The 17,466-nt window shown below is 58.8% G+C and carries 13 protein-coding genes; 10 read left to right on the forward strand and 3 right to left on the reverse strand.

The window, feature by feature from the left end; genetic code table 11:
- The first annotated feature begins 4 nt into the window (after positions 1 to 4).
- The 5 genes from E4P01_RS23735 to E4P01_RS23755 all read left to right on the forward strand — a co-directional run bounded on the left by E4P01_RS23735 (position 5) and on the right by E4P01_RS23755 (position 6,212).
- Positions 5 to 955, forward strand: a complete 951-nt coding sequence (locus E4P01_RS23735; protein WP_148854458.1) for a FecR domain-containing protein — start codon at positions 5 to 7, stop codon at positions 953 to 955.
- A gap of 97 nt (positions 956 to 1,052) precedes the next feature.
- Positions 1,053 to 3,458 carry a TonB-dependent receptor gene (locus tag E4P01_RS23740; RefSeq protein ID WP_216091015.1) on the forward strand — a complete coding sequence of 802 codons (2,406 nt, stop codon included), beginning with the start codon at positions 1,053 to 1,055 and terminating at the stop codon, positions 3,456 to 3,458.
- A 161-nt stretch (positions 3,459 to 3,619) separates the two neighbouring features.
- A complete protein-coding gene (locus tag E4P01_RS23745; protein ID WP_248130146.1) occupies positions 3,620 to 4,672 on the forward strand; it encodes a type III secretion effector protein in 1,053 nt (350 codons plus the stop codon).
- A 140-nt stretch (positions 4,673 to 4,812) separates the two neighbouring features.
- Positions 4,813 to 5,130, forward strand: coding sequence for a hypothetical protein (locus E4P01_RS23750; protein ID WP_032876842.1), 318 nt, complete (start codon positions 4,813 to 4,815; stop codon positions 5,128 to 5,130).
- A 419-nt stretch (positions 5,131 to 5,549) separates the two neighbouring features.
- The gene (locus E4P01_RS23755; RefSeq protein WP_248130147.1) at positions 5,550 to 6,212 is read left to right on the forward strand and encodes a type III secretion effector protein; all 663 of its coding nucleotides are present in this window, start codon (positions 5,550 to 5,552) and stop codon (positions 6,210 to 6,212) included.
- A 9-nt stretch (positions 6,213 to 6,221) separates the two neighbouring features.
- Here E4P01_RS23755 and E4P01_RS23760 read toward each other — a convergent pair whose 3' ends face one another.
- Positions 6,222 to 7,373, reverse strand: coding sequence for an MFS transporter (locus E4P01_RS23760; RefSeq protein WP_032876840.1), 1,152 nt, complete (start codon positions 7,371 to 7,373; stop codon positions 6,222 to 6,224).
- 360 nt (positions 7,374 to 7,733) lie between these two features.
- Between E4P01_RS23760 and E4P01_RS23765 the strand changes: the two genes are divergently transcribed.
- The 5 genes from E4P01_RS23765 (at position 7,734) to E4P01_RS23785 (ending at position 14,802) form a co-directional block, all read left to right on the forward strand.
- Entirely contained in the window at positions 7,734 to 8,720 is a 987-nt protein-coding gene (locus tag E4P01_RS23765) for a diaminopimelate epimerase (RefSeq protein ID WP_078820837.1), read from the forward strand.
- Positions 8,721 to 9,019: 299 nt separating this feature from the next.
- Positions 9,020 to 11,035: a type VI secretion system tip protein TssI/VgrG gene (gene tssI, locus E4P01_RS23770; protein ID WP_216091016.1), complete on the forward strand. Its 2,016-nt coding sequence runs from the start codon at positions 9,020 to 9,022 to the stop codon at positions 11,033 to 11,035.
- Positions 11,035 to 11,871, forward strand: a complete 837-nt coding sequence (locus tag E4P01_RS23775; RefSeq protein ID WP_078820839.1) for a DUF4123 domain-containing protein — start codon at positions 11,035 to 11,037, stop codon at positions 11,869 to 11,871. Before tssI ends, E4P01_RS23775 begins: the two co-directional genes overlap by 1 nt.
- A 4-nt stretch (positions 11,872 to 11,875) precedes the next feature.
- Positions 11,876 to 12,637, forward strand: a complete 762-nt coding sequence (locus E4P01_RS23780) for a hypothetical protein (protein WP_248130148.1) — start codon at positions 11,876 to 11,878, stop codon at positions 12,635 to 12,637.
- Between the two features lie 14 nt (positions 12,638 to 12,651).
- Positions 12,652 to 14,802 (forward strand): lipase family protein, encoded by a 2,151-nt coding sequence (locus E4P01_RS23785; protein ID WP_216091017.1) that lies wholly within the window; start codon positions 12,652 to 12,654, stop codon positions 14,800 to 14,802.
- An 8-nt stretch (positions 14,803 to 14,810) separates the two neighbouring features.
- On the opposite strand, the gene codA is transcribed toward E4P01_RS23785, so the two are convergent.
- A complete protein-coding gene (gene codA / locus E4P01_RS23790; RefSeq protein ID WP_032876831.1) occupies positions 14,811 to 16,046 on the reverse strand; it encodes a cytosine deaminase in 1,236 nt (411 codons plus the stop codon).
- A gap of 50 nt (positions 16,047 to 16,096) precedes the next feature.
- On the reverse strand, positions 16,097 to 17,365 hold the full coding sequence (gene codB / locus E4P01_RS23795) for a cytosine permease (protein ID WP_078820844.1): 1,269 nt from the start codon (positions 17,363 to 17,365) through the stop codon (positions 16,097 to 16,099).
- Positions 17,366 to 17,466 lie beyond the last annotated feature (101 nt).

A 17,466-nucleotide genomic window follows, 5' to 3' on the forward strand; every position in this document is an offset into this window, starting at 1 on the left:
CACGATGGATAAGCGTGTCCGTGACGAAGCGGCGCAATGGTTTGTGCGCCTGCAAGACGGCCCGTTGAACGCCGAAGAACGGCAACGTTTCGAGGCCTGGCGTGCCGAGCAGCCCGAACACCAATATGAGTTCGATGTGCTGCAAGGGCTGTGGAGCGCCACGGATCTGCTGCCCCAACCCCGTTTGCAGGCTTTGTGCGATGCGCCGGCCGAGCGCCCCAGGGGTGGGGCGGTGTTGCGCTATGCGGTAGCGGCCGGTGTGGTTGCCATTGCCGTGGGCCTGGGTTTGTTCAGCGGGCTGGGCCAGTCCAAGCTCTACAGCGCCGAGTTCACTACCCGGGTGGGCGAGCAGCGCCAGGTGGCCTTGCCAGACGGCTCTGTGATGGACCTCAACAGCCGCAGTGTGGTTGCGGTTCACTACGAAAAAGGTCGGCGGGGCATTGAGCTCAAGCAGGGTGAGGCGATGTTCAGTGTCGAGCACGACGCCAGTCGCCCGTTCGTGGTGGCCGCCGGGGCAGGGCAGGTAACGGTCACCGGCACACGCTTCGATGTGCGTCGCGATGACGACCGCACCCGCGTGGTGGTCGAGACCGGCACCGTCAAGGTGCAGGGACGAGCGTCGGCTCAAGTCGTGACGCTCACCGCCGGCCGGGGCACTCATGTCGATACTCAGGGCGAAGTGGCTGCGGCCTATGCCGTAAACCCTGAAGAGCTGACCGCATGGCGCACCGGCAAACTGGTGTTCAACAACGCTAGCCTGGCCGAAGTGGCGCGGGAAGTGTCGCGCTATCGCGAGCAACCGTTGCGCATCACCACGGCAGCGGTGGGCAACCTGCGTCTGACCAGCGTGTTCAACGCCAGTGACACCGACGCCTTGCTCAAAGCCTTGCCACATATTCTGCCGGTTGCCTTGCGCACCTTGCCGGACGGCAGCCAGGAAATTATTTCACGCTGACATTCAGGTTTTTTTCGCATTGTTCGTCTTCTACTGCAACTGCAACTGGTTTGCATTAACAGCCGCACACTTTTGCGATCACAGGACTAGGTTCGACGTGAAAAAACTCGCCCTCCACAACAATAAAATCTCCCGCTGGGCGCCTCTCGCCCTGGCTATCGCAGTCAGCATCGCGCTGCCTGCCGCACAGGCTGGCGAAGGCGTTCATATTCGCGCCCAGCCCCTGGGTGCAGCCTTGAGCCAACTGGGCCAGCAGACCTCCCTGCAAGTGTTCTTCAGCCCCGACATGGTCGCCGGCAAGCAAGCCCCAGCAGTGGATGGCAACCTCTCGCCTGAACAAGCCCTGCGCCAATTGCTGCAAGGCAGTGGGCTGGATTACCAGATCGACGCAGGCTCCGTAACCTTGCGCACGCTGAGCTCCGGCACTGGCGAAGCTGGCTCGCCGCTGGAACTGGGCGTCACCGACATCAAGGTGGTGGGCGACTGGCTCGGCGATGCCGATGCCGCCGTGGTGCAAAACCATGCGGGTGCACGCACGGTGGTGCGCCGCGAAGCCATGATGGAGCAGGGCGCGATGAACGTCGGCGACGTATTGCGCCGCGTGCCTGGCGTGCAGGTACAGGAATCCAATGGCACCGGGGGCAGCGATATTTCTCTCAACGTCGGCGTACGCGGCTTGACCTCACGCCTGTCGCCACGCTCCACCGTGCTGATTGACGGCGTACCGGCAGCCTTCGCCCCGTACGGCCAGCCGCAACTGTCGATGGCGCCCATTTCCGCCGGTAACCTTGACAGCATCGACGTCGTGCGTGGTGCCGGGTCCGTGCGCTATGGCCCGCAGAACGTCGGCGGCGTGATCAATTTCGTGACCCGCGCCATCCCGGAAAAATTCTCCGGGGAAGTCGGCACTACCCTGCAAACGTCCGCCCACGGTGGCTGGAAGCACGTCGAAAATGCGTTTATCGGCGGCACCGCCGACAACGGCATCGGCGCCGCGCTGCTGTACTCCGGGGTCAATGGCAACGGCTATCGCAACAGCAACAATTCCAACGACATTGACGATGTAATCTTCAAGACCCACTGGGCGCCGACCGATCAAGACGACTTCTCGCTGAACTTCCACTATTACGATGCCAGCGCCGACATGCCCGGCGGCCTGACCCAGGAGCAGTTTGACGCCAACCCGTACCAGTCGGTGCGCGACTGGGACAACTTCAGCGGCCGCCGCAAGGACGTGTCCTTCAAGTACATCCGCCAGATTGACGACCGTACCCAGGCTGAAGTGCTGACCTACTATTCCGACAGCTTCCGAGGCAGCAACATCGCCAACCGCGATCTGAAAACCCTCAGTTCCTACCCACGCACCTACTACACCTTCGGCATCGAGCCACGGGTGTCCCATGTGTTCGATGTGGGCCCCAGCACGCAGGAAGTCAGCGTTGGCTACCGCTACTTGAAGGAAGGCATGCACGAGCAGGCCACCAGCCTTAACCTGGTCAACAACGTACCCACGCCAGGTGGGCAGAGCGACGGCCACGTTTATCAAGACCGCACCGGCGGCACCGAAGCCAGCGCTTTCTACATCGACAACAAAATCGACATCGGCCAGTGGACCATCACGCCGGGCATCCGCTTTGAAGACATCCGCACCGAATGGCATGACCGCCCGGTAGTGGCCTTGAACGGCAAGCGTACCGAGGAAAAACGCCGCGAGATTCACAACAATGAACCGCTACCGGCCCTGAGCGTGATGTACCACGTCAGCGACGCATGGAAACTGTTCGCCAACTACGAAACCTCCTTCGGCAGCTTGCAGTATTTCCAGTTGGGGCAGGGTGGTACCGGCAACCAGACCGCCAACGGTCTGAACCCGGAAAAAGCCAAGACCTACGAGATCGGGACGCGCTACAACGACAGCATCTGGGGCGGCGAAGTGACGCTGTTCTACATCGACTTCTCGGATGAACTGCAATACGTCAGCAATGACGTAGGCTGGACCAACCTCGGCGCCACCAAGCACGCCGGTATCGAAGCGTCGGCCCACTACGACCTGTCCAATCTTGACCCGCGCCTCGACGGTCTGACCGCCAACGCCGGCTTTACCTACACCAAGGCCACCTCCGAGGGCGACGTACCGTTCAAGGGCCGCGATCTGCCGCTGTATTCCCGTGAAGTGGCGACCCTGGGCCTGCGTTACGATGTCAATCACTGGACGCACAACCTGGACGTCTATGCTCAGTCTGGCCAGCGTGCGCCAGGCACCGGCACCACCTATATCACCCAAGGCACCGCTGACGGCCAGTACGGTGATATTCCGGGTTATGTTTCGGTCAACGTGCGCAGCGGTTATGACTTCGGTGCGCAACTGTCGAACCTGAAACTTGGCGTGGGGGTGAAAAACCTCTTCGACCAGCAACATTACACACGCTCCAGCGACAATAACGCCGGGATATACCTGGGCGAGCCGCGCACGTTCTTCGTACAGGCAAGCGTTGGATTCTGATCTTCGGTTGATGGCAATAATCGCAGCCCAAGGGTTGCGATTTTTTTTGCCCGCGCCCGGCGTAATGCAAGCCTGCCTGATCTGTTTCCTACACCGTCAAAGCACGTATTGTTGCTGCGTCAGGAACTGTTTCCGACACAAAACCACACATGGGAAAGCTGATGGGCTTCGACACTGCGTTGGAGCGACAAGCTGAAATCGCGCCTACTGCAATGGAGAAACCTATGTCTGTATCGATGGATACATCCGTCTCTGCTTCAACAACGCCAGACCGTTCACAAGTCACTGGCAAGGCTGTCGTCAAACACACTCGCGAGGCACCTGCTGCGCCTTCTTTCAATGATCAGCGTGCTGCCCATGTCAACTTCCCGACCACGCAAAACAAGGCCGGGCCGGTGTTCGATCACCATCAGCCGGCAACAACCGCGGCTGATGTGCTTGGCCATCAACACAACCCTCCCGGGCTGCATCACTTACTGAGCCAACTCAAGCGCTGGCTCAGTCATTGGTTCCTGGGGCATCGGCCGCCCATGCATCCGGGCTGCAGCAACCCGCCGCCAAGGCCCAACCCCGGGGCAAGCAATCCACCGCCGCGCCCCGACCCTACTGCAGGGGGTAGGCCTTATCCGGTCGCCCCCGGCAGGCCGGATCCGCAATACTCATTAAAGAGTAACGAAGAGTTGGCGCAGCAATTGCGCGACAGCTTCAACGCGTTTAGAGATCCAAATAACCCTGGGTCTATCAGCGTTGACAGCATTCTTGCGATGGCGAAACGAGGATGGTCACCTAACCCGGTCATGAGGGAAAACGCCCGCTTGGCCAATGAGCTGCTGCGACGTCCGGAGCTGATGGCGGCGCTTGACCGGGACGGTCGCACCGGTGCGTTGAATGATCTTATTGATTGGAAAAGCCTGAACGCGGTTATCCAGGGAGATAACTACTTCAAGTACAAGACTGACAAGGAATTGGCCGCTGAAATGCTCGAGCATTTCGATGAACTCAAGGATGGGAGCGGCGGGCCACACCTGAAATTCAAAGACTTGAGGAAACTCGCAAGTCAGGAGCTCACAGGCGATGCAGCCAAGGATCACCTGATCCAATTGGCCCAGGCAGTCATGAAACGGGGCGACCTGCTCAAACTGTTGGATAACCTCGTCAGTGCCGACGGTGATGGAAAGATCCGTCGCAAAGCATTGGCCTTACTGTCGCAATAACCCGCCTTCAGGCGCTGTGCTGCGAAAACGGCGCCTGATTCAATCATTTAAGGAACGGCTTACGCTTATTTGCCACATAGGTGGTAACTGCGGTGGTGCATTGGCCCACTGCTTTTCAGATTTCGCCTGAGGGAAAACACATGACTTCAACTTCGTTTAATTCCTCCCAATCCTGCCGCCTTGAACTTCTGCAAAACACCCAGCAAGTAAACCCTGCGCTGTCCGAGAAGGGCGGAGTATCAGAAGGTATGCCCACTGCCGCGCAGGAATATGTGGCCCAAGCCCGCCGCATGAAAGCGTTTGCCGGCGAGCGAAAATTTCAGGCGCCCGTTGCGGATGATTTTTCCCGGGGCATGTTGGCTGACCGCCAGGTCCCAGTGGCCCGCGCTGATTCACTGAAAAGCACCGGGCTGATCAATAGCCTGGCGACGTGGTGGCGTAGTCGAAAGTCAGGTTGATGCTGCCTTGCCTGGGCTTTTACATATTGTCATTGGTATTCGCTGCTCATCCGGAACTGCCGTCTCCCTCCAACCACACATGAGGTGCTTGTCCGAGTGGAATCCATTCGTTGATCTTGTCATTCCGACACAGGTCACCAAGCGGATATGCATCTGAATAGAGTTGGAGAAAACCCATGAAAATCGAGGGTGTACTACCTCCCGGTCGGCCTCTCGCCCCTGGCGGGTCAGCTGCGCGAGCAACGACGCTATCACCGGTCACTTGGCAGGAAGCTTCTTCCGTGCCGGAGCGAGGGATCTCTCGCCAGCCCACTCTTTTGCGCGGAACGTTATCCGCTCTAAGTCATCGAGACCTACAGAACTTCCCCGCTGAACGGGCGAGCAGTTCCCTGCCGGGTGAAACTTCAACGGACAAGCAGTTGGCAAAGGCCCTTGAAAAAGCCTTTGGCCTGTTGCACCCCTTCCTTAATGAGGGGCGCTTGACCTGGATGTCATTGCAGCGGATCGCCGCTCAACCCATGGGTGAAAACGAGGCACTGGACGGCGCCATTCAGGTCGTCAGGGAAATTCTCAAGCGTGCGCGGTTAAGCGACACCATCTTCAGCCGCGACGGCGATATCACGCGTGACAGCCTCAGTGCGGCAGCCCAGGCTTTGCATGGCAACAGCTCGGCGAGTGCGTTCAGCCAGGATCCGTTTCATACCCATGGCAACGCGCAAGTGGTGCAAGCGCTGCAAAGCCAGTTTGAACAGTTGAGAGACAAGACAATGGATCGCACCTTCCTGTTCGAACAACACCAGTACGTTGAGATTGCCAAGCTCAAGGCGGTCATGCAGGACCCTTACGAAGTTGATCAGAAGGGCAGCCCTGTACTGGACACGTCTACCGGCATGCCCAGGCCCCAATACAGTGAGTTGTGTGTCTACACGGCGAAGAACATTATCGAACGCCCAGGTTTGCTGCCTTCATTGGAACGTGCCAACGGCACACGACTGTTTGGCCCACCCCACAAAGAGGGTTGGCTGAGCAACAAAAGCCTCGAGCGCTGGCGGGAGCAGGACGATGCTCGCAAAGCGCGCTGACTGCCGGGCCTATACCTTGAGGATTTTGCCGCTGATGGCCACGGCCGCCAGCAACACCGCAATCAATACAAAGGCGGTGCTCAGGCTGCTGCCATGGGCGATAAAGCCGATTACCGCAGGGCCGGCGAGAATGCCGGCATAACCGAGCGTGGTGATGGCCGGCACCGCAATATGCTCCGGCATGACCTTTTGTTTGCCGACGGCGGTGTACAGCACCGGCACGATATTCGAACACCCGGCACCCACCAATGCGTATCCAAGCAATGCAGTTTCCCAGGCTGGTAATAGCGTCGCGATGAGCAGGCCGACACACGCCAAGGTGCCCCCGATCACGATTACTCGCGTTGCCCCCAGGCGTCGGACAATGGCATCACCGGTCAAACGCCCAGCGGTCATGGTCAAGGCAAATGCCGCGTAGCCAAGGCCGGCGTAAGCTTCATCCAGGCCGCGCTCGGCACTGAGGAATACCGCACTCCAATCCAGCACGGCACCTTCGGCCAGGAACACGATGAAACACAGGCAACCGATGAACAACACCACACCATGGGGCACCGCAAACGCCGGGCCGGAGCTTTCACTGCCATAAGGCAGGAGGTGCGGTGCGGCCTTGAGCAGCGCCACAACCATGATAGCCACCACTACCAGCGTCGCCTGCAGTGGCGACAGGCCCAGGCCCAGCAACCCGGCAACCCCCGCTGCGCCGACGATGCCCCCCAGGCTGAATAAACCATGGAAGCCCGACATCATGGTTTTACCACTGGCGCGCTCGACAATCACCGCTTGCAGATTGACGGTGGAATCCACGGTGCCCAGGCCCGCGCCGAACAGGAACAACCCTGCGATCAACAAGGGGATCGAACTGACAGTGGCCAGCATCGGCAGGGCCAGGCAGATCATGAGCGTCCCTGCGGTCAGTACGCGACGGCAGCCGTAGCGCGATGCCAAGGCGCCTGCTGCCGGCATCGCGATGATCGAGCCAACTCCCAGGCACAACAGCAGCAGGCCAAGCGTGCCTTCATTCAGATCTGCGCGCGCTTTGGCATACGGCACCAAGGGCGCCCAGGCGGCGATACCGAAGCCGGCGATAAAGAAAGCGATGCGCGTCGACATCTGCTCCAGCCGCCCGGGAATTACGGGCGCAGGGGTGGGGATGGCAGTCATGAAAAGTCCTTGGTTTTGCGTTCATCGAGCGATGTTCAGTGTCACATCCTTGCACATCAGGCCCTCTGGAGCGAGCCGGGTTCCCTTCGCGTTCGGAATCAAAAATACGGATCGAGAAAATTATTTTTACAAAGCCGGAACTCTTTGGTGGCTGATAACCACACAGGAGTGATCGAGCCTGTAGGCGGTGGTCTGGAAGGTGTGTAATCCTCGTGAGGGTGGCTGAACCCCAGGTTTCTTGCGACGGATTACCACCTTCCAGACCACCTCCCACAGGTGGCGGTTCTGTAATACGCTGTCGTTCTGGTAAGCAGGTAACTGAACGGACGGGCCGATGAAAAATTTCAGGCGGGTGTGGTAATGACCCGATTCTACGATGCGCGCGGCAATATCTATGGGGTGGTCAGCCCCACCTATTTACGTGAACTGGGTATTGATGTGCCCAACAATGCCCGCACGGCGGCGATCACGCGCAAGGCGTGGGCGGCGTCGGCTATTGCCTCTGAATGTGGCTGGGGCTTATTGCCTCGTCCGGCTAATACAAAGGCGCACCGCTGCGATGGTTTGTTGGTAGGGCCTTTTCAGGACCAGTCGCCGTTTGATCTGCTGATCATCAATACCGACGGGTCGCTGGCCGAACGCAGTGGCAATGGCCTGACTATTTTTGCTCAGGCGTTGAGCGACCAGGGCTTGATGGCCCAGGGCAGTGAATTGCGGGTATATCACGACAAGCCTGACGCGGTATCGCCCGTGGCCACTTATGTCGAGCCGGCGATGCATGAACGTGAGCAAGGTTTCTGGTTGACCTTGGGCCGACCTGATTTTGGCCCCTTGGCGGTAAGTGCCGCTGGCATAAGCTCCGTGGTCGTGGGCAGTCACCTATTCAGCTGCCTGGCGGCACTGACATCGATTGATTCGCATTGGGGAATTAGCCAGTTCGTCCGGGTGGGTAATCCTCATTGTGTGACGCTGGTCGAGCAAGTGTCGGCATTGCCAGACAACGACACGATGCATCAATCGGTGCTGTTCAATCGGTTGAAAACTATCGCTTTTGCACCGCCCGCAGGTACCGGCCAACCCTGTGCCGGTGGAATCAACCTTCAATGGGCGGCTCGGGACGTTGGCAATCGTGTGATAGCGCGGGTATTTGAGCGAGGGGAGGGGCCCACGGCGTCCTCGGGTACCAGCGCCAGCGCCGTGGCGTGCGCGGCATGGCGCGCGGGTTGGGTTGAGGGGGGAGACATCGCCGTAGTGATGCCGGGTGGCACGGCGCCAGTGCGTTTGCAAACCGAGTCTGGACAGCTGCAGGGTGTCAGTCTTTTTGGGGCGGCGCGACTCATCCCCTGAATTTGGAAGGCTGCTGTCGGCTTGGACAGATGTCAGCTGTTTCTTCGGAACTTGGTTATTCAGATATAAAATCGCGTAAGAATTTTCTTGTTGTTCTTAGATGTCTTATTGGCTGTATGTCTTGCTTTATAAGCGACATTTCCATCCTCGGTGTACGAAACTTCTTTTTTATTGGGTAAGCGCCGAAAAGCGCGGGAAATCGCTAAGCTTTAGTCTGTTCAGGTGCTTTTTTTCGCAATCCATCCGGTATTGGCGAGGGAGAGTCGTTCAGTTGAAAAGTTGATGGCGGGTAACAAAGGATGGTTAACGCGTTTGTTTCGTCACGTTTCAAATTAGTTCTTTCAGGCATAACTACAGACTTTCAGGTAGTGGCATTCAAAGGCACTGAAGCCCTCGATCAGCCTTACTTCATACATGTGCAACTGGTCAGCGAAGACCCTTCCTTCGATTTGGAGGCGCTGCTTCATCAACCCGCCTATCTGGACTTTGGCGAAGCGGAGCAGGGGCTGCATGGGCAGGTCTACGCCATCGGTCGAGGTGACCCTGGCGTGCGGCTCACCCGTTATCACCTGACCCTCGCCCCGCGCCTGGCCTGCCTTGCCCATCGTCGCGACCAGCGGATATTCCAGCAACGCAGCGTGCCGCAGATCATTGCAACGGTCCTTGAACACCACGGGATCCTTGCCGACGCCTATGCCTTCGAGCTTGGACCGGTGGTGTATCCACCGCGGGTGTTTTGCGTGCAGTACAGGGAATCCGACCTGCACTTTATCCAGCGGCTGTGTGAAGAGGAGGGTATTCACTACCATTTTCGCCACAGCGTGGATAACCATCTGCTGGTATTCGGTGACGACCAGACGGTATTTCGACGGCTGGCGGTGCAGCGTTATTGCTCGTCGGGTGATCCGGCGCTCGAGACCCGGGTGGTCCAGCGCTTCGACCGGCGTTTGCAGACACGCAGTCAGCGAACCGTGCGTCGAGACTATGACTTTGAGCATCCTTCGTTTTGCCTGCAAGAACAGGCCGGTGCCAAAACGGCAGAACCATGGGAAGACTATGAATGCCCCGGTGGTTTCACCGGCCGTGCCCGGGGGGCGCAACTGGCGCGGCGTGGCCTGGAGCGCCATCAGCGTGATCGCCATCGGGTGTTGGGCAAAAGCGATCAACCCGCGTTACGCAGTGGTCACTTTCTTGAACTGTGCGGTCACCCGGATCCAGCGTGCAATGACTTATGGTTGCTGACGTCGGTGCGTCATGAGGGCTACCAGCCGCAGGTGTTGGAAGAGTCGGCATTCGAGGCCGGCGGGTTTCAGGGCTATCGCAACCGATTCACTGCAACCCCCTGGCGCGCAGTGCATCGCCCGGCCCTCAAGCACCCCAAGCCGACGATCAGTAGCAGCCAGACCGCAACGGTAACCGGGCCCGTTGGAGAGGACGTGCATTGCGATGCCTATGGCCGGGTGAAGGTGCGCTTTCATTGGGATCGCCTGGACAAAAACGACGATACGAGCAGCTGTTGGCTGCGGGTGGCGTCGGGCTGGGCCGGTGACGGATTTGGCGCGCTGGTCATTCCCCGGGTAGGCATGGAAGTGCTGGTGAGCTTCCTGGAAGGCGACCCGGACCAACCTTTGGTCAACGGCTGCCTGCCCAATGCGTCGCACTTGCCGGCTTACCCCTTGCCACAGCACAAGACACGCACGGTACTGCGCAGCCGCAGCTCCCCAGGCGGTAGCGGTGGCAATGAGCTGCATCTGGAAGACCGCAGTGGCGAAGAGCTCATCTACCTGCGCGCCCAGCGTGACCTGGAACAACGGGTGGGGCATGACAGCCGCCTGGAAGTGGCAGGGGAACGGCATGAAGTCATTCGGGGAACCAGTACGGTTCGGTTGGAGAGTGAGGAGCGTCGCCATATTCTCGGTGCTCGCAAGGTCGTGCTCGAGGCGCATGACCACCTCGACGTACAGGGCGATAGCCTGACCCGTGTTGCTCAGACCCTGGTGATCGAAGCCGGGCAACAGGTTCATCTCAAGGCTGGTGCCAACCTGGTGATTGATGCGGGTGCGCAACTGAGCCTGAAGGCTGGCGGAGAGCACCTGCTGATTCAGGCCGGAGGTATTTTCAGCAGCCGGCCCATCATCCTGGGCGGTTCACCGTCCGCAACGCGCTCGGTAACGCCCCCGCCAGTTGCCGGCGCGCAAGTTTCTGCAGCGCAAGGCGTCATCATGGATTTGGCTAAAAAACTGGGTGCGGACTTTTGCCCCCTGTGCGAATGCTGCCGCGAAGGTCAGTGCGATATTGCGGGGAGGGCAGCTTGATGGACAGCCTGGTCACTCGATGGATGGCCCGACAACAGCAACAAGGCTACCACCTATGCCTGATGCTTGAGGGGAGTCATGAGGCTAGCCAACCGCTGCTGGCAGGGCGCGACCTGTCGCGTTATTGCAAGCTCTACAGCGAGACCGATGCGGCGCAGTTGGCGAGTTCTGGCCCGCTGATCCTATTGCTGGAACAAATGAATGAGCCTGCACTGATCGACCTGCTGCAACATCCCGAGTCGAACTGGGGATGGCTCTTTAGCCTATCCGCTGCCGACTTGGCGGGTGCAACGCGACATTGGCGCGACAGGCTGCTGGTGGGGCCGACGGGGCAGCGGGCGCTCTATCGTATTCACGACAACCGCACCCTGGCCCGCGCCTTGCTCCATCTATCAAAGGAGCACTGGCCGGTCTATCTCGGGCCGCTGGTCAGCGTGTGCTATTGGCATGAAGGGCGCTGGCACCAAAGCGAAAACCCTGCTCCGGGCGATTATTCGGCACCGGATCCAGCGCCCTGGCTGGATACGCCAAACCCACAGGCCGAAGCCATCCTGCACGCCAATATCCTGCGTTATCTGCTCGCGGAGCACAGTGAGGACCTGGCGGCATTGGTCGAATTCCAGGACCCCAAGGTCTGGCTCAGCCAAATACTGGAACAGGCGCGGACCTGGCAATGGCGCAGCCCCGAGCAGTTGGCGTTCCTGGTGGTGCGCCGGTTGGAAGAGACGATCCGAAGCAGCGTTATTCATTGGCCGCCTCGGGCTGGGGAAACACCTGAAGTGCATTTTGACCGGGTCGTGGAGCAGTGGCACAGGGAGGTGGGAAACGGTGAGTAGGTGGATGGCAGCGGTGTTGCTTGTTCTTGGGGGCGCGGGGATTCCGGGGTGCGCGGGGCGGGTGGTGGATAGTTTTACATTGGAGGTGGATTTGCCGGCCCAGTTTGAACTTAAAACTGCTGCCAATTACCGACCTGCGACGGGTGAACGCTGCGTTTTACCCAGGCGTCGAGGTAAGAGACCAGAGCGAAAAGTCTTTTTCACGGAATACAAACCGGTAGCGAGCAGGATTAGCTATGAACTGCCGCTGGCTGAAACGGTAGAGGGTTGCCCGTTGGTACTGCGCAGTGTGGAGTTTGGTTTTTATGCGAAGTGGGGCGCGCGGGATACAGATGTGGGGGGGGATGATGCCTATATCTCTATTAGCGATCATCTGGATATACCTGGGATGCAGGAGAAAGGAGTGAAGGAGCTATCAGGTCAGTGTCAATGGTTGTTTCGGACAGTAGGTCCCTTTCATGCAATCAGGAAAATCCTCCAGTGCCGTTCGGTTAATTCGCTAGGACAGTTGCAGACAACACGCGTTGGTGGAACTGCACAGCGCGATCAACTGCGGGGGAGAACCCTCAGGGTGATGCTAAAGATGACTGATGAGGAACGCCCCGCTTTTGGCGATAACTGGGTCGCTGTTCCAGGAGGGTGGAAACGCTGCAAGGGTATAGATTTTGCCGATCTGGATGCTTACTGCAATGGCAATAACACCGATTTCAAGCCAATAAAAATGCCGGATGGCCGCATCTGCAATATTTATCCAACGTGTGAGTGATAAGGAGTTAAGCCATGTATTTGGACGCAAGGAAGCGATCCTTTTTCAGCGACAGTGCGCCAGCTTGTTCATTGCGAGGGCACTGGGTCAGCTTTTGCCTGGTCGATGAGCTCGGGGTTGGCGCGACGTATGGCGGCCTGCCATATACCGTCCGCGACAGTGTAGGACAGCAGTACAAGGGTAGATTGAATGTAGAAGGCTTTGCCAAGCTGGAAAATATTAATAGCGGCCCCGTCATCCTTGTTTTTGATGACCTGTATTCAGGAGCAGGGCAGCCATATCGTCGGTTAATGATGCGACCGACCTATCAGCTTCCAGTTACCGAGCTTCAAGTTCGTGCTGAGCAGACTGGATTTGCTATGGCCGATGGGCGTCGCGTTGAGGCTAATCCTGCACAACAACAAGCCAACCAATTCTACCAAGTCGAAGTCAGGGATCTAGTACGCCATGTTGCCCACTTACCTGCGATAACGCCTCGTGCCCATAGTCCCAAACGTCATGTACTGAAAATGATGGCCGACCTTGGATTCGGCCCACCCGAGCCAACGTTGTCAGGTATCGTACTGTTCCCCAACAACCACACTGTCCTCGAAGTACGACCACTACGGGCGTTGCGCCCAATGCTATGTATTGAAGACAGATTCAGTGCCCTGAACCTGTACCAGCTCGCATTGTTTGCCGCGTTGAGTTATTGCGATTTTGGGCAGGAACCCTCAGAAAGGCCTTTGCATGAAGTCCGGTTTCCGCTGGATCCAAGCGTTGGAAATTTATTCGCTGAACAGCTTTCGTTGTATCACGAAGCCTGGCGAATTGACCCGAAGCAAGTGCAGCGTTTTTATCCGCTCTATGAAGAGGTCCCTTATTCCAGCCGTTTCGAAATCCTGCCATTCGATCCTGAGTTGTATCCCCAAAACCGACCGGAACTGAAGGAAGAACAGGAGCACCCTCCGCGCTTGCACTTTTTCGATGACGAAAAATTCGGCACCGACACCCAGGCTTTCATCACTCACCACGATGAGGTAATCCTGATAGCTGTGCGAGGAACCGTCAGCCGTGCCGATGTGCTACGTGACGCAGACGCCCATCAGGTAGCGTTTGCCGAAGGCGTTGGAAAAGTGCATGACGGATTTTATCAAGCCTACCGGGCTATGCGTGATTTCGTATTGCGATACCTTGATCAGTTTCACACCGGCCAACGCATTGTAATTTGCGGCCACAGCCTCGGCGGCGCCATTGCATTGCTGTTGGCCGAAGGACTGCGCCGAACGCCGGACGCCCACTACAACATCCTCCTTTACACCTATGGGGCGCCCCGTGCCGCTGACTCCGAATTCACTGCCGGCGCTTCATCACTGGTCCACCACCGCATCGTCAATCACAACGACCCCGTGCCTAGTGTCCCCGCCCCGTGGATGAACACCACCGCCAAACTCTGGATACCCGGTGCCATCACCTTATTCAGTACTCCTGTACCCGGTGGCCTGTTGTTCGCCGCCGGGTTGGTGCGCATGGGGGGCAACCCCTATCAACATCATGGTGAACAACATCACTTCATGCCGATCACGCTCCCGGATGGCACCCATTCTTCGGTGTTATGGAAGCCGGGCTGTGAGTCCATCGAAGAGGCGGGTTGTAATCGCGCATTGCAACTGCAGGGCGACATGCCCGACCGCGACAATCTATTGAGGCAGCTTTTTCAGGCCGGTCAACACTTCATGACCACCAGCTACATCCCTGCGGCCTGGGCTACATTGCGGCGCTGGCAACAAACCCTGGATAGCCAAGGCCCCTTGGTGACTCCAAGGGAGTTTGAGCTGCTCGACCAGGCTCTTGAGGACATGCGCGCGCAACTGCGGGCCAAACGGCGTGACCTCGCCCGTCTACGCCCTGCCAATGATCGCAGCCATGAAACCAACGATGCCTTGAACGCCGAGATCGACCGTTTGCACACCAGCCGTGAGCGTCTGGCCAGCCTGCGCTGGCGTCGCCTTCAAGCCCGCGATGTCTACGGCAGTCATGCGGAGGCTACGCACCTGCACGCCAGCCTCAAACGCTGGTTCAGCCACCGTGAGAATCGCGAGCCTGCTCAATTTGCCAGCATCCCACCGCCTTCCCACGATGATCTGGCAAGGGCGCAAACACTGGATATCGACTCCATCGTCTAGCCACCGGGTTACATAAACTCCACCTGTGCCGGTTGCCGCTTCATCAGCACCTTGCCATTGCGGATCGAGTACAGCGGCAGGCCCTGGCTACGAATGACTTCGTAGTCGCTGTCGGCCGACAGGATCAGCAGGTTGGCAGGGCGGCCGGCTTCCAGACCGTAGCGGTCACCCAGGGCCATGGCCTTGGCACTGTTGTCGGTGACCAGGTCCAGCGCGCTTTGCAGGTTGCGGTAGCCGAGCATATGGCAGATGTGCAGGCCGGCTTCCAGCACGCGCAGGATGTTGCCATTACCCAACGGGTACCAGGGGTCGACGATGGAGTCCTGGCCGAAACACACGTTCATGCCGGCTTCGAGCAACTCGTTGACACGGGTGACGCCGCGGCGTTTCGGGAAGCTGTCGAAGCGGCCTTGCAGGTGGATGCTTTCGGTGGGGCAAGACACAAAGCTGATGCCGGAATGCCCCAGCAGGCGAAACAGTTTGGCGCAGTACGCGTTGTCGTAGGAGCCCATGGCCGTGGTGTGGCTGGCGGTGACGCGGGTGCCCATGTCGCGGCTGCGGGCTTCTTCGGCAAGTACTTCGAGAAAGCGTGAGTGAGGGTCATCGGTTTCGTCACAATGCACGTCCACCAGGCAACCGGTGCGTTCGGCCAGGTCCATGAGGAACTTCACCGAACTGACCCCTTGATCGCGGGTGTATTCGAAGTGGGGGATGCCGCCGATTACGTCGGCGCCCAGGCGAATGGCTTCCTCCATCAACTCGCGGCCATTGCGGAACGACTCGATGCCCTCCTGGGGGAAGGCAACAATTTGCAGGTCGATCAGGTGCGTGCTTTCTTCACGCACTTGCAGCATGGCTTTGAGCGCGGTGAGGTCCGGGTCGGTGACGTCGACATGCGTGCGCACATGCTGGATACCGTGGGCGGCGAGGGCCTGGATGGTTTTTTTGGCCCGGGCCTTGGTGTCTTCCTGGGTAATGGTGGCCTTGCGTTCCCCCCAGCACTCGATCCCCTCGAACAGCGTACCGCTCATGTTCCAGCGCGGTTCGCCGGCAGTGAGCGTGGCATCAAGGTGGATGTGGGGTTCGACGAAAGGCGGTATCACCAGGTTGCCGGCGGCGTCCAGATCGCCGGCCGCGAGCGTGGGAACGCTGGTTTGCGCAGTAATACTGGCGATCCGGCCGTGTTCCAGGTGCAGATCATGCAAGCCTTCACGGTTGCGCAGGCGGGCATTGATGATGTGCATGGTCAAGTTCCTCTTGGCTAAAAACAATCAGGCAGGCAGCCGCCGGATCCTCAAGGCGATATCGATGCCCCGGCGGTCATGATGCGTAGTATGGCGCTGAGCAACACGTAGGTCAGCGATGCGGCAACAATTCCCACCAGCGGCGCGACCCATGGCGAATTGAACGCCAGTACGGTACCCACCCCATACGCTACCAGACCCGGCCAGTTGAATGCCGGCAGGCGAGCATCCGCCAGGCGCGGGTATTGGCCCCCATAACGATAGAAGAAGTCCGCCATGATCACCCCGCCAATGGGCGGGATCACGGTGCCCAGCAGGATCAGGTAGGGCACCAGCAGGTCGTACATGCCAAGCAAGGCGAGCAGGGTGCCGATTACTGCACCGGCCAGGGTCACCGTTTTGCGGCGCTGGGTGCGCAGCAGGTTGCAACCGGCGACGGCGAAGTTGTAGATGGTGTTGTCCTGGGTGCTCCAGATATTGAGCAGCAACATCGCCATCGCGGCCATGGCGAAACCTTGCAACAGTAAAACCTCTACCACATCCGGTTGCTGATAGACGATGGCGCCATAGGCGCCGATCAGCACCATCAGGCCATTGCCGATAAAAAAGCCGATCAGGCTGGCCAGCACCGCGACCTTGGCCGAGCGCGAAAACCGCGTCCAGTTGGTGGCCTGGGTCGCACCGCTGACGAAGGTGCCGAACACCAGGGTAATCGCCGTGGACAAGTCCAACTCTGCGGTTGGCACCACCGCCAGCAGCCCCGGTAGCCCGCCGACCTTCACCGTGGCGACCCACATCGACAGGATCAACAATAACCCCATTGCAGGCACTGCGATCCAGGACAGGATTTCCAGCCCGCGATACCCCACATAGGCAGTGGCGCAGAACAATAAGCCAAACACCATCATCAGCCCCAGCACACTGCCTGGGCTCAGTTGGAAATACTTGCCCAATACTACGGCCGCCGTGGCAGTGCCCCAGGCATACCAGCCGATCTGGGTAAAACCGAGGATCAAGTCGCTGAGCTTGCTGCCCACTTCGCCAAAACAGAAACGCCCCATCAACACCGAATTCAGGCCGCTCTTGAACGCGATGTAACCCAGGCCTGCGGCATAGATACCCAACAACAGGTTACCCAGGGCCACGACGCCGAGCATGTCGATGAAACTGAACGCCACCCCCAGCTTGCCGCCGGCAAACATGGTTGCGGTAAAAAAGGTAAAACCCAGCAACACCATGGCCGTGGACGCAAGGCCTTTGCGCGCATGCAGGGGGACTTCGCTGAGGGGGTAATCGTTGCCAGGTGGTTGCTGCGTCATGGGGGCTGCTCCCTGAGTAGTGACGCAGCTCGTTTGCATCGTGCGTGCCAACGCAGAGGCGGGTAGATATCAGCTAGCGCAAGCAAGCCCCTTCAAGTTAC

The organism is Pseudomonas sp. NCIMB 10586, from assembly GCF_023127895.1.
In the GTDB taxonomy this organism is placed as follows: domain Bacteria; phylum Pseudomonadota; class Gammaproteobacteria; order Pseudomonadales; family Pseudomonadaceae; genus Aquipseudomonas; species Aquipseudomonas synxantha_A.